Below are 12,782 nucleotides of genomic sequence, written 5' to 3' on the forward strand. Positions count from 1 at the left end.
CCAGTTCTGCTGCCATCGGGCAGCCGTTCGTTCAACCGTAGGGGGGGTCAGTTTTAGGTGTCGCCAGGGGGTCAATTCCTGGTGTCGCTTGACACTCGATTCGCCAGCCTTTCCCGTCGCCGCCTTTCTTCAAGGTCGGCACGCCACTTTTTCCACGAATGCGTGCGAAGGTACGTGTTGGCTTCGACCAGTTGCCTAGATCATTCTCGATACCGCGTCCAAACCCTTCATTGCAGTCGTCGCACTCATACACGCTCTCTATGCTCTTGTTGCCGAGTGCTTCCGGTATCGCATGAGCGACCTTGCGGAAGGTCACCTCGGGCGGCTTCCTACCGCAAAACCTGCAAGTGCGATTCTGCCTGTCGCCGAGGACAACCTTATCTCCTGGGCGCAGGAACCATTGCCGCAGCATGTCGTAGTGCGTTTCGTAGAACTTGATATTGGCTTCGAGAGAGGTCATGAAGCTTTCATTTTGAGATGATGGTTGAGCGCCTATGCGCGCGATACACGGCATGCAGGCCGGATTGTCGTTTGATCCGGCCCCTGGGCGTCGCAAAATGCCCAATGGCACTGCGGCCGCCGTGTCGGCGACGCTGTGTGATGACTTGAGCACCGAATGGGAAAGGTTGATGCTGCGAGTCTCCGAAACTCGATGAAAGTACCTTGAGCCGTCTACGGCGCCGCGGCAAGTGACGCGACGGCAGGTCCGGCCTTACGCTTCTTGGCCGTGTTCACGTTGCGCGTCTCGACCTGTCCGCGCCAGGTTTCCAGCGCCATGATGTCGGCGAGCAGTTCATCGGGTTCCGGGACGGCGACACCACCCATGAGTGCCTTATCGTGCGCGTAGTTCGAGCACTTTGTCATGCCCGCGTTTACTTGCGCGTAGTCATCATCCTCAACTACAACACCGGCCAGCCGCTGCGTCTCGACACCTTTGCGGAAGCGAAGGATGACCTCTCGCAGTAGTACTTCCTCGACGGCACGTTCCCATGCCATGCGCAAGCGGAAATAGGCATCAACGGTCTGCCGTCTGTGTTCTTGCTCTTCGCCGTCCTTGTGGAGTTTGGCGATGGCTTGATGCTGGGCTTTCAGGGCGCTGACGCGCTTGCTCGCGGTCTTTCCCTCGAATGGGAGATCGGGGTCCGCAACCCCGAAGCCCTCTGCGCGGCGGGTCAGGCTTTGGGTTGCAATCGGGACACCGGCCAACTTCGCTTCTTCGACCAGCAGGCACAGGAAATAGATGTCATGGGTAAACACCACGACCTGCCGCTGCGCTGCCTCTGCAGTCAGGCGCTTTGCCACACGTTCACGCCGACGGTGATCGAGCGATGACACCGGATCATCGAACACGATGCCGCCCTTACCGCCACTCAGGCCGACCTCAGCAAGGAAGGAGCCGATCGCGATCGCACGCTGCTCGCCCTCGCTCAAGATGTCACTCGGACTGCGGCTTTGTGGTAGTTCCAGCTTGAGCTTGTGCAGGGCTTTACCCCTATCCGACCGACTCTGCAGCGAAACGCGCAACGTGCCGACACCGAGCGCCTTGAATTCGCGGTTCAGGGCGTCGGCCAGTTCCTTCGACACAACCTTCTCCGCCAGTTCCGACGCCTTTAACGAGATGGCGTTGGTCTTCACGGCAGACAGGCACTTCGTGAGCTTGGCCTGGTGGGCGAGTCGATTGACGGCGGTGACGACAGCATCCTTGATCTGACTCAGTCTTACCCGTGCATCCAGTTCCAGGAACTGCTTCTGCAGGGTCGCACGGGCCTTTTCGTCCGAGGCCTTCTCCAAGGTCGCCGCTTCGGCATTCAGCTTGTCCGCTAAAGCCTGAAGGCGCTCGGTCGGATTGACGAGAGGCTGACTGACGTCGTCCCACTGATGCGAGATCACTGCCGCTTTGATGGCCTCCTGGCGAGCGGCCAGGAGCGGCTCGAAAGCCTTGGCATCGGCGGCCAGTTGCGGGTCCAAGGCCTCGATTTCTCCATATGTCACGTCGTCGAGATTCAGCGTGAGAACCTGCGCAGCGAACGGCTTGTATTCCGCGTACAGGGCAACACGGCGTGCCTGGGATGTCTTCTCCGCTTCCTGTTGAATAAAGGCTTCGAAGCGCCGCAAGCGGTCGGAGCCTTCGGCAAGGGGTTGTTGGCAGAGCGGGCAAGGTGCGTCCGCGCCCAGCGCGGGGAACGATTTGTCTGGGTGGGATTCGATGGCGAACTTGCGCGCTGCCTCGAATAGTTCACGCCATGTCTCGCCGCCGGTACCCGGCAGCAGGTTCTCACCTTCCTTGAACTGCTTCGCGGCGAGGGCGGCTGCAGTCTGCGCAGTGCGATAGCTGTCTGCCAGACCTTTCAGCTTGGCGACGACAGCTTGATCCACCTGTGCGCCTTTGCTAGCCGCATTCGCTGCGATAGCTGTGATACGGCGAGCGCGCAAGCGCAGTTGCGCGGCCTTCTCCTTCGGGTTGTTCTCCTTCAGGCTCTTGTCCAGAGACGCATGTTGGGTCAGTTCCTCTGGGGTCACCGTTGCCAGCGCTTCAATCTGGGCTAGGGCCGTCTTGGCGGAAAGCGAGGCGACTAACTTGCCGACGGGTGTGTCGCCTTGCAATGGCGCAAAGGCGGACAGATCAGCGGCGGATTGGGTGTATTCAGTCTCGATCGCCGTCTTCAACTGCTTGCAGACTTTGGCCAGCCCTTCGAATACATCGAGCCCGTAGGGCACATAGGAGAAATCGTCCTCTCTGTCGAGGTAGGCGCGAGCGCAACGCGAGTCGAAAATCGCAAATGACGAAAGCGCTGCAGGAGCCGCTTTGCCGTGTTGCCAGTGTGCATCTTGCGCAACTCCATCGATTGCGATTTCGAACGTGGCTTCCGGAGTCCCGGCTTTGCCTGCAGGCAAGTTGGCGTTCGGATGAATAGCCTCCGTCTGATCGCGCGCACGACATGCGCGCTTGAGCACACGGGAGTACCCCGACTTGCCTGAACCGTTATCGCCATAGATGACGGTCATTCCAGAGGCGCCGAAGGGCAGACGTTGATTCTCCGCAATCGCGTTGACGTGCCGCATGCTCTTGATGGCTCGCAGCTCAACGTGAGTTGTCGCTTGGACCGGAGCGGGAATCTGATCTGCCGTCAGCGGCTTGGGCTTGCGGTCTTTGGGATCTGGGATGCCATGTGCCGCTTTGAGTAGCGCGAAGAGGTCATCCTGATCCTCTATCGTGAGCGTTTGCTTGGCCAGCAGGCGGGCCACCGCATCGCTCTGCCACTCAGGCAACCCCTTCGTCCAGTCCAGTATCTCCTGCAATATCGACATAGGCCCCTCCCGCCGTCGTGTCATTTATCGTCCAGAAGCTCTCCCGATTCGCCGCACAGGCCATGGGAGCGCTGTTGCAAACGGAAACATTATGACCCCCCAGGGTTCCGCTGCAAGGCTCGCGCACAGTGCCTTGCGTTTCGCACCAAACCGCCACCACGCGGCATTGCCTTCTCATGCATTTGGTAGCGAGCAAAACCCTCCGCCCTAAGTCCGCTCAGATACGTCCATCAATTGCACCTCCGATTTCCGTATGTCATAGCTGATGCCTTTGATTTCGCAGATGACTATGGACTGTGGGATAAGCTCCAACGTCGGATCGGTTCTTTCCAAGAAATCCCAGTCATCGTTGAGCGATGCGGGATCTTCTTTGTACCAAACCTGTGGATGGAACCATTGATCACCCTCATCATCCGTTTCGTATAGATAGGCATTTAACTCACGCCCATGTCTCTTGAAAAATCTCTTTACGAACGATGCTTTGTTGAATAGCGTGACGTTGAGCGGGCGCTTGTTTTCGGATGCTGACACCTGTGCAGAGCGGAAGATTAATCCATCCAAATTGAGCTTCGCATGGGTGGCGAGATAGTCGGATATCACTTGCGTCAACAGATAGCCATCCTCACTGTGCTCAGGGAGGACGGGCTTGGTGAGTACTCTTTCGAGTTGAGAAAGAAATTTCTGCCGCCGCGCACTTTCCAGTGATGACGCATCAAACATGCTGCGATTGATGACAGATGGAATTTGCGGCAGGCGCGTCAAGTCCAGCAATCGTATTGAACGAAGAATTTTGAATTCTGCAACCGCAACACGGCTTCCAACGGGAGGCCGTACTTCGGCAATCGCGACGTCTGGCGAATTGGCGCCGTAGAACATCGAGACGCCTCTGGCGTTCATGCGTCCCGCGCTGCCAACACTCGAAGGCGGTGGTCCCAGTTGAGCGTCTGGGTCTTCCAGCGCCTTCTCTAAGGCATCGTCGTTCTGAAAAACGCGTGCGCGAAAAAGAGTTCCCAATTCATGACCGGGGCCGACCGCGATAATCAAAGGTTCGCCTGAGGCAGTGGCATCTGTGTCCACCTTGTCGAAGACCATCTGGAGCACTTCGAGGGCGTCTGGGTTAACAAACCTGGCGCGCGTCCGAAGACTTTCCTGCATGTCGTGCCATCGGCGATGAAGCCAGTGGTCTGCTACACCAGTTTTAATGAATAAGGCGTCCGCCTCTGGTGCCTGGCCATCGTATGCGTCGCGTTCCCAGATAGTCCGCACGATTCCGAATAAATCGTCGGCAAGCGCATTGGATGCGGGTTCTACCTCCTGCTGAATGACCTCCTGGAGTTCATCCCCGAGAGACGGATACCCATGATCCTCACGAAGAACATTGTCGGCAACTTGATAGTTGTCCTGGAACTCGTGGTCAAAAATCTGCGCGATTTCATATAGCTCCAAGGTCGGTGCGTTCCGTCCGCAATAGGCACACGCCACATCGGTCGTTTCGCTGGCACTTATCTTCTGGCTTAGAAACTGATTGCCGATGCATGTGCCACAGACTGCCTTTTCATCCAGATCGACTCCGCTCAAGATGCTGCTCCATTATTTTTGATTTGCTCTGTCCTCGGCGCCGCACTACACGAAGCAGGCGAAATCCTGCTAGGCGGGCGCCATGTCCCGTCCCTTTTCATGGGCGTACCAGCGTTAGATTAGCGTAACGACAAGCTACTGAGTTAGGCACTCATGCTTTGTCGGTTGTGGATGCAGGGCGTCCCCGGCCAAGAAACATGGCCGGTCGCGCTGTCGTGCTGCGCATCGAGCCCCCTTCGGGGTCTCGCCCCTGACGGGCTTCCATCGTCCCCTCGCTCCGCTCGGCTGACGCCTCCGGCCCGGCTTCCAGCTTCGGGCCTGCGCGCTTGCGCTTGCCGTGCGGTCGGCGTGTGGGAAGGCCATTGCCATGTCCAGCCGTCTTCCCTGACTTCATCACCTTGTCCGCGACTGTAGCCCGCGCCCGTGCGCCATCAAGGCGCGCAGGGCCGTGTCCTCGGCTGCGCCTGCGGGCCGCACCAACCCTGCGCTTGTCTCCTTGACGGCACCCGTCCGCGCGCTCCCTTTCGTCGCGGGCGATGAACTCAGGAAAGACGGTGGCAACAGGGCCAACCGGGTTCCTCGTGCCGACCGCACCGAACAGCCAAAAGGCTGGGCTCCGAATCTAGGAATCCGGTGTGCGCTTTCTTCAACCGCCAAGTCAGGAGAACGACATGCTTGCCAACCGTTTTGCTTCCCATTCCCCCGCACTGCGCAGCGACACCCCGCTGTCCGATGACCAGATCCGCAGGGTGGCCCCGTCCATCTTCGCGGACGCCCCGCATGACAGCCGTTCCGAGCGATACGCCTATATCCCGACGGTCGCGGTGTTGACCGAACTGCGCAAGGAGGGGTTTCAGCCCTTCATGGTGTGCCAGACCCGCGTGCGCCGTGAAGACCGGCGCGACTTCACCAAGCACCTGCTGCGGCTGCGCCATGCCAGCCAGATCAACGGCGCGGAAGCCAACGAAATCATCCTGCTGAACTCGCACGACGGCACCAGCAGCTACCAGATGCTGGCCGGGCAATTCAGATTCGTTTGTGCCAATGGGCTGGTGTGTGGTGACACCGTGGCCGATGTGCGCGTGCCCCACAAAGGCGACGTGGCGGGACAGGTCATTGAAGGCGCTTTCGAGGTGCTGAACGGCTTCGAGCGGGTGCAGGAATCCCGCGACCTGATGCGCGGCATCACTTTGGACGATGGCGAATCGGAAGTGTTCGCCCGCGCCGCGCTGGCCCTCAAGTACGACGACCCCGACAAGCCCGCGCCCATCACGGAATCGCAAATCCTGATGCCGCGCCGGTTCGAGGACCGCCGCCCCGACCTGTGGAGCGTGTTCAACCGCACGCAAGAGAACCTCACCAAGGGTGGACTGCATGGGCGCAGCGCCAACGGACGCCGCCAGCAAACCCGCCCCGTGCAAGGCATTGATTCCGACATCCGCCTCAATCGCGCCCTGTGGCTGCTGGCCGATGGCATGCGCGCCCTCAAAGCCTGACCCCTTCCTGAGTTTGCCCCGCAGGAGGGGCGGTTTCCCCTCCATTCCTTGTTTCACTCGATTGGAGATTCATCATGAACGCCGTTACCCACACCGAAGCCCGCGCCGTCACCACCGCAGCGACCATGCTGCAAGCTGCTGACCCGAGCAAGCACATGATCCTCGTTCCGCTGTCGCGGCTGGTGCTGCGCCCCACGGGCCGCAACGTGCGCAAGACCGCGCCGCGCATGTCCATCCCCGAACTGGCCGCATCCATCCAGCGCGTGGGTCTGTTGCAAAACCTCATCGTCATTCTTGCCGCCGATGGCCTGCACTACGAGGTGGTGGCCGGTGGCCGACGCCTCGCGGCCCTCAAGCTGCTGGCGAAGAAACACCGTATCGCCAAGGATTGGAACGTGCCGTGCCTGCAGGTGGCCGATGGCACGGCACGCACCGCCAGCCTTACCGAGAACGTGCAGCGTGAAGCCATGCACCCGGCAGACCAGTTCGAGGCCTTCGCCGCGCTGGTGGCCGAGGGCCGGCCCATCGAGGACATTGCGGCGGATTTCTCCGTCACGCCGCTGGTGGTGCAGCGCCGCTTGAAGCTGGCGAACGTCTCCCCGCGCCTGATGGACGACTACCGCGCCGATGCCGTGACGCTGGATCAGTTGATGGCCCTGGCCATCACCGACGATCACGCCGCGCAGGAGGCCGCGTTCTACGATGCGCCGCAGTGGCAGCGCAATCCCTCCGCGCTCCGCGAGCGCCTGACCGAGCGCGAGATCGGGGCCTCGCATCCGCTGGTGCGCTTCGTCGGGCTGGACGCCTACGAAGCCGCAGGCGGCGGCATCCGCCGCGACCTGTTCGCGGAAGGCGATGCGGGCGTGTACGTGTCCGATACCGCCCTGCTGGAAACACTGGTGCGCGAGAAGCTGGAAAGCTATGCCTCGACTCTCCGCGCCGAGGGCTGGGCCTGGGTGGATGCCACGCCCGCCATGACTTATGCCGACCTGCAAGCCTTCCAGCGTGCCCCGAGGGAGCGGCGCACGCCGAACAAGCGCGAGGCGCAGCGCATCGAGCGGCTGCAAGAGAAGATGCAGGCCGTGGGCGTTGCCGTGGATGCAGCGATGGACGCCGACGACGAGGACAAGGCCGAAGCTTTGCAAGAGGAAGGCGAAGTCCTGGGCGAGCAGTTGCAGGCGCTGGAAGACGGCTTGCAGGGCTACAGCGCGAACGTGAAAGCCGCAGCCGGTGCCATCGTCACCATCGACCGCAACGGGGAAACCGTGATCCATCGCGGGCTGCTGCGCGAGGCCGAGGCCAAGGCGCTGCGCACGCTGGTGAAGCTGCGCCAAGGCTTTGCCGAGGGTGAAGGCGCGAACGACGATGTAGACGAAGCGACGGAAGAAGCCCAGGCCCGGGCCCCTGCCGTCTCCGACCGGCTGGCGCAGCGCCTGAGCGCGCACCGCACCGCCGCGCTGCAAATCGAGGTCGCCCGGCATCCGCAAGCGGCGCTGGCCGCGCTGGTGCATGGCATGGTGCAGAGCGTCTTGCAGGGGCGCTACTACGGGCACGACATGCCGATGGGGGTTCGCCTCACCGTGCAAGACCGGCTGGAAGGGATGGCCCCGGACTGGCCGGAATCACCCGCCGCCCTGGCGCTGCGCGAGGTGCAGCAGGCATGGGGCGACAAGCTGCCCGAGGACAGCGCCGCACTGTTCGCCGCGCTGCTGGCGATGGAGCAAGGCGAGCTGGTCCAGCTGCTGGCCGTGTGCGTGGCGGGGGCGGTGGACGTGGTAACCCCGCGCGCCGCGCCGCACCAGCCCGGCGCGGAACTGGCGCAGGCCGTGGGCCTCGACATGGCCGCATGGTGGAAGCCGAGCGCGGAAGGCTACTTCAAGCACGTTCCGAAGGCCGCGATCCTGCAAGCCGTGGGCGAGTTCGCGCCGGATCACGTCAACCGGCTGGGTAAGCTCAAGAAGGCTGACATTGCCAGTGAAGCCGAGCGGTTGGCCGGTGGCACGGGCTGGATGCCTGCCATCTTCAAGGCCGAGGGGCCGCAGGAGGCCGCACCGGAGGAAGGCCCGGAAGAAGCCCCCGCCGTGGTGGATGAAGCGGCCGAAGCGTTGGCCGCTTGACCCTCGATACAGACCAACGCCCCGGCCGGGGCGTTGGCTCGCAGGAGCCAGACCCATGCCTACCACCAACACTGCGAGCCGCCTGCGGATGGCGGCGATCTAGGCACCGGGCACGACGCGGGCGATGTGCGCGGCTACCGTCCACCCTCGGGCTGGACGGCCTGCGCCGACCTCACGGACGTTCACCCCACTACGGGCCGCGCCCTGGCGCGGGCCGTGTGGTGGATCATCAAGACGAAGGAGTGACGCTGTGAAGCCAGCACCCGGCCCAGGCCGTTCCGACCTGGGCCGGGTGGATTCAAAAATCCGGGCGCGGCGGTGGCCGCGCCCGGTGTTGAACCCCGAAGTCCAGCCAGAACGCCGCAGCCTTCGCTACCGACTCGGTTGCGGCGCGTTAGCGCGTCGGTCGATGGCGCGGGCCCGATCACACCTTGATCGGGCCAAACATTCCCGTGTAGATCAGCGTTTCCCAAACCTTCTTGATCCCCTGTCCGGTCTCCTGGCTCACGAACAGCGACGACCTGGCGCCGTGAGGGGCGCCCAGGAAATACGAACGCATCGACTCCCAGGTCTCCGCGACCTGTGACCAGGTCCAGCACGGCACTTCTTTCTCCAAGATCAGGGGCACAGCGATAGCCAGCGGGATCATCTTGTCCATCGGCAACGGCTCTTCCCAGTTGCACTTGACCAGGATCGGGGTTGCCTCCGCGTTGTAGAACTGTACATCCAGCTTCTCTGCCGTGATGTACGCGGCGTGGTGGCGAGGCAGGGCCAGCACGGAATCCAGGACCTTTTGGCCATCGCCATAGGGGCAGGTGATGAATCCGTGGGCGAAGTACCGCGTGTGATCGAGGCCCTTGTAGCCGCAGCGATCGCTGGGGGTGGTCACGGGATGGCGGTCATCGTGATTGCGTACCAGCGGGTGCCATGAGGGGTATCGGTCAACTACCGGCCCGAGTTCAGTCACGATGTCTTCTAGCGCCCTTTTGCTCCGGAGGCGCTGCGATTCGTCCGCATCGCGAGGGCGGGGGACAAGGTACTTCTCCACCTCTTCGTATCCTGCTTGTGCTGCTTCATCTGCTCGGAACGCCATGATTCACCTCGTCTTTCTGTATTGTGCGTGAATTTATTATTTTGCGCATGAAATGTCAATATTGTGCGCAATTTGATTGATTCATGATGGTTGGCGGTTCGTAGTTCGACGACCATGAGCGTGCCGGCGCAACGCGCCGTCGGGCTCTCGGACTGCGCCCCGTGCCGACTTCGCTGTCACGGCCATTCGGCATCGATCCCTCACGCCTTCGCGCCTGCGGCGCTGCGCTTGCCTCCAGGGGACAGTCCCGTGGACTCTCCCCGCCGCGCGTGGCTTGGCGCCCCTCGATACCGCCGAACCGGCATGCGCCGGATCGGCCCGGCCAGCGCCCCGCTGCGATGAGCGGGGCGCTGGCGAACACGCTGGCGCTTGCTGCGGCAGGTTGTGTGAATGCATGCCGTCCTCAACGCTGGCGGTTCCTGCCCATCACGTCACGAAGGACGGTTCACGGACAACCCGCCTGGCATCACTATGGAGCTTCCACGACACGCCTCAAGACTGGCACCGCAAGGTGCGGCGGGGGCGTTCTCGTCTGTCGTCGGGTGGTTGACCTGGCCCGCGTCAGGGGGCGAGCCGGTGCAGCCTTCGGGCGGGGATGCCGAGTCGGCCCTGTCTCCTTTCGGATTGGGGGTGGTTCGGCCCAAGGCGTCCTTGGGTTGTTGTGAATCCTGGCGGGGGCGCGGCTGCGCCTCGGGCTTCATGGCTGCAACCGTCCGGCGAAAACAATTTCCCCTCTGCTGCGCAGATTCCTCGCGGGACAAATTCTTTTCGCCTCCCGGCCCTCCACTGCGTTGCGGCCGCAAGCGGTGCAGCCAGCCCGTCCCCCGCCGGCCGGATCACAACAAGGACGCGATGGGCGCGAACCTTGTTCCACCGAAAAGGAGTTTCATCATGGCCAACATCGGCAGCTTCAACGCAGACAAAGACGGCTTCACCGGCACGCTTCGCACCTTGACGCTCAACGTCAAGGTCAAGCTGGTTCCCAACGACAAGGGCGACAACGAGAAAGCCCCGGACTTCCGCCTGCAGGCGGCCAGCCACGACATCGGCGCGGCGTGGAAGAAGACCAGCGAGGCCGGGCGGGAGTACATCTCCGTGACCCTCGACGACCCTTCGTTCCCGGCCACGGTCTATGCCCGCCTGATCGAGGGCGAAGACGGCACGCACGACCTGATCTGGTCACGCAGCAAGCCCCAGGCGGCGTGACCGCCGCCCGCAGCGCCCCGCCATACGGCGGGGCGCTGCGCTGTGGGTTAGCCTCCAACGCGGCGGCAGCAGGTCGTGGCCCATGGCGGGCCGTGTCTTCCTGGTCTTCCTGTCTAGAGGCAGCGTCTGCAGTGGTTGTCTGGGCCTGGCGTGTCGGCGCGGTGCGCCGCCGGGCTTTGCGGGCTGCGCCCCGTGCCGTCTTTGCCGTCACGGCCATTCGGCTCCAATCCCTCACGCCTTCGCGCCTGCGGCGCTGCGACCTTCGCTTGCCTCCGGGGGAAAGCCTTGCGGGCTATCCCCGCCGCGCATAGCTTGGCGCCCCTCGATACCGCCGAACCGGCTGCGCCGGATCGGCCGGGCCAGTGCCTACGGCTGGGCATTTAGGATCGCTTTAGTAGCGCCCGAATTGGCCAAGTCCCGGCTGCGGCACTGCGTGAATCCAGCAACCGGGGCTTTCGCTATCGAAGAAATCTACGTGAACAGGTCCAAGATCATCTTGAATGACTTGATACGCGTAATTGCAGTCGACCTGATTACCACGAAAAACGGAGACCGCCACCCGCTGAACTCCGGTCCCACGCATCCGCTTCAGCAGATGCCTGTCGTGCTCCCCAATTCCCCAACCGAACAGCGTCAACGCGAATCGTTGCGAAGTGAGCACCTCCCGGTACACCGTGGACAGATAGTAGCTATTCTGGATGGAGGACACCTTCTGCTGCATTGTTCCCTCGCTGACGAACAGCGGCACGACTTGCTCGCTGCGCCACGCCTGCAGGATTGCCTCCAGCAAGCCCGCTCCAGCACTATGGATCTTGAGTTCCTGTTCCACAGCGTTGCGGCATAGAGCCAAGTTTCCATGGGGATAGAACACCAATGTGTTGGTTTGCTCCCGATAGCGGTTACGGAATCTTTGCCACGCATCATCGAAGGCGCCATTCCCGAGGAAGCAATCCTTGAACTGATGGCCATCTTCGACATTCAGGCCATAGGTCATCGTCCAGTAGACGAGCAAGTCGTAGTTCAGCGAAATGACTGTATCGAACCCCTTCAAGAACTGGTACATGCTGGGCAATCGACCACTCACCAGATCGTACTCAGGATGCACATTGCGAACGGCTTGAATCAAACACTCTCTGACGTTCAGGTAGGCCTGATGCGTGCGCTGGTCTGGTATCTCCAGCGACTTGTTGACGTTGGACGCCTGCCAGACCAGTCGAAGGATCAGCTCAAAGTCGGATGTTCCGAAAAAGCGAAAGAGGCGATTTACATCATCGGCGAGCAATCCCGTTCGCTGGGCATGCTCCAGCAATGAGCCGTAGCCGAAGCTGGGCGAGACAGCCATGCTCGCCCCGTTGCCCAGAAGAATCGTTCCTTGTTGGTAGTTGGGCGCAATCTGCGTCCACTGTGTGATGGGGAATGGCATCCCTGGCTCCTCCTTGTTGTTCGTTTACATGATGATATTTTCGGGCGTGGTCACGGACTCAGAACCTGCGCGCACTGCGGATAGGTCACTCGTGCCCCGTTCTCAGTCTGCTGCAGCTGCATGCCTCGCTGTACTCCGGGGGAGAGCCCTGCGGGCTATCCCCGCCGCGCGCAGCTTGGCGCCCCTTGAACACCGCCGAACCGGCTGAGCCGGATCAGCCATGCCAGCGCATGCGCACACGCTATAGCGTGTCACTTTTCTTCGTCACGGTCTCCAGCTGCTGCCGCACTTGCGCCAGCAGTTGGTCGGCCTGCCGCAGGTCGTCACCGGCATAGGCCAGCGTCAGCAGCGTGAGCGGGTGAACCTCCATGACCTCGCACAGCTCGGTCAGCTTGTGCAGGGTCGGACTTTTCAGGTCGCGTTCAAGCGTACTCATATAGGTGCGGCTGGACACGTCGGAGAACGCTTCCTGGCTCAAGCCTCGCGCCTTCCTGATTGTCCGTATTGCCGCTGCTAATGAGTGTTTCGCTGCCACTGACTTGGTTTCCCCATGAAAACCA

9 protein-coding genes are annotated in these 12,782 nt (G+C 61.9%); 3 read left to right on the top strand and 6 right to left on the bottom strand.

Annotated features, from left to right (window positions below):
* Positions 1-31: 31 nt before the first annotated feature.
* The 3 genes from HNR28_RS11985 to HNR28_RS11995 all read right to left on the bottom strand — a co-directional run bounded on the left by HNR28_RS11985 (position 32) and on the right by HNR28_RS11995 (position 4,887).
* Positions 32-460, bottom strand: a complete 429-nt coding sequence (locus HNR28_RS11985; RefSeq protein ID WP_151024193.1) for an HNH endonuclease — start codon at positions 458-460, stop codon at positions 32-34.
* 212 nt (positions 461-672) lie between these two features.
* Entirely contained in the window at positions 673-3,309 is a 2,637-nt protein-coding gene (locus HNR28_RS11990) for an AAA family ATPase (protein ID WP_151024192.1), read from the bottom strand.
* A gap of 207 nt (positions 3,310-3,516) precedes the next feature.
* Entirely contained in the window at positions 3,517-4,887 is a 1,371-nt protein-coding gene (locus HNR28_RS11995; protein WP_151024191.1) for an RES family NAD+ phosphorylase, read from the bottom strand.
* A 671-nt stretch (positions 4,888-5,558) separates the two neighbouring features.
* Here HNR28_RS11995 and HNR28_RS12000 point away from each other — a divergent pair.
* Together HNR28_RS12000 and HNR28_RS12005 are read left to right on the top strand one after the other, a co-directional pair.
* A complete protein-coding gene (locus HNR28_RS12000) occupies positions 5,559-6,383 on the top strand; it encodes a DUF932 domain-containing protein (protein WP_151024190.1) in 825 nt (274 codons plus the stop codon).
* 74 nt (positions 6,384-6,457) lie between these two features.
* Complete coding sequence (locus HNR28_RS12005; protein WP_151024189.1) at positions 6,458-8,500, top strand: ParB/RepB/Spo0J family partition protein; 2,043 nt, start codon at positions 6,458-6,460, stop codon at positions 8,498-8,500.
* A 424-nt stretch (positions 8,501-8,924) separates the two neighbouring features.
* Here HNR28_RS12005 and HNR28_RS12015 read toward each other — a convergent pair whose 3' ends face one another.
* A complete protein-coding gene (locus tag HNR28_RS12015; RefSeq protein ID WP_151024188.1) occupies positions 8,925-9,593 on the bottom strand; it encodes a hypothetical protein in 669 nt (222 codons plus the stop codon).
* A gap of 891 nt (positions 9,594-10,484) precedes the next feature.
* Here HNR28_RS12015 and HNR28_RS12020 point away from each other — a divergent pair.
* Entirely contained in the window at positions 10,485-10,799 is a 315-nt protein-coding gene (locus tag HNR28_RS12020) for a DUF736 domain-containing protein (RefSeq protein WP_151024187.1), read from the top strand.
* Positions 10,800-11,190: 391 nt separating this feature from the next.
* Here HNR28_RS12020 and HNR28_RS12025 read toward each other — a convergent pair whose 3' ends face one another.
* Together HNR28_RS12025 and HNR28_RS12030 are read right to left on the bottom strand one after the other, a co-directional pair.
* A complete protein-coding gene (locus tag HNR28_RS12025) occupies positions 11,191-12,222 on the bottom strand; it encodes a DUF4917 family protein (protein ID WP_151024185.1) in 1,032 nt (343 codons plus the stop codon).
* A gap of 241 nt (positions 12,223-12,463) precedes the next feature.
* Entirely contained in the window at positions 12,464-12,757 is a 294-nt protein-coding gene (locus tag HNR28_RS12030) for a helix-turn-helix domain-containing protein (RefSeq protein ID WP_151024184.1), read from the bottom strand.
* Positions 12,758-12,782 lie beyond the last annotated feature (25 nt).

Source organism: Castellaniella defragrans, from assembly GCF_014203015.1.
Classification (GTDB): Bacteria; Pseudomonadota; Gammaproteobacteria; order Burkholderiales; family Burkholderiaceae_B; genus Castellaniella; species Castellaniella defragrans.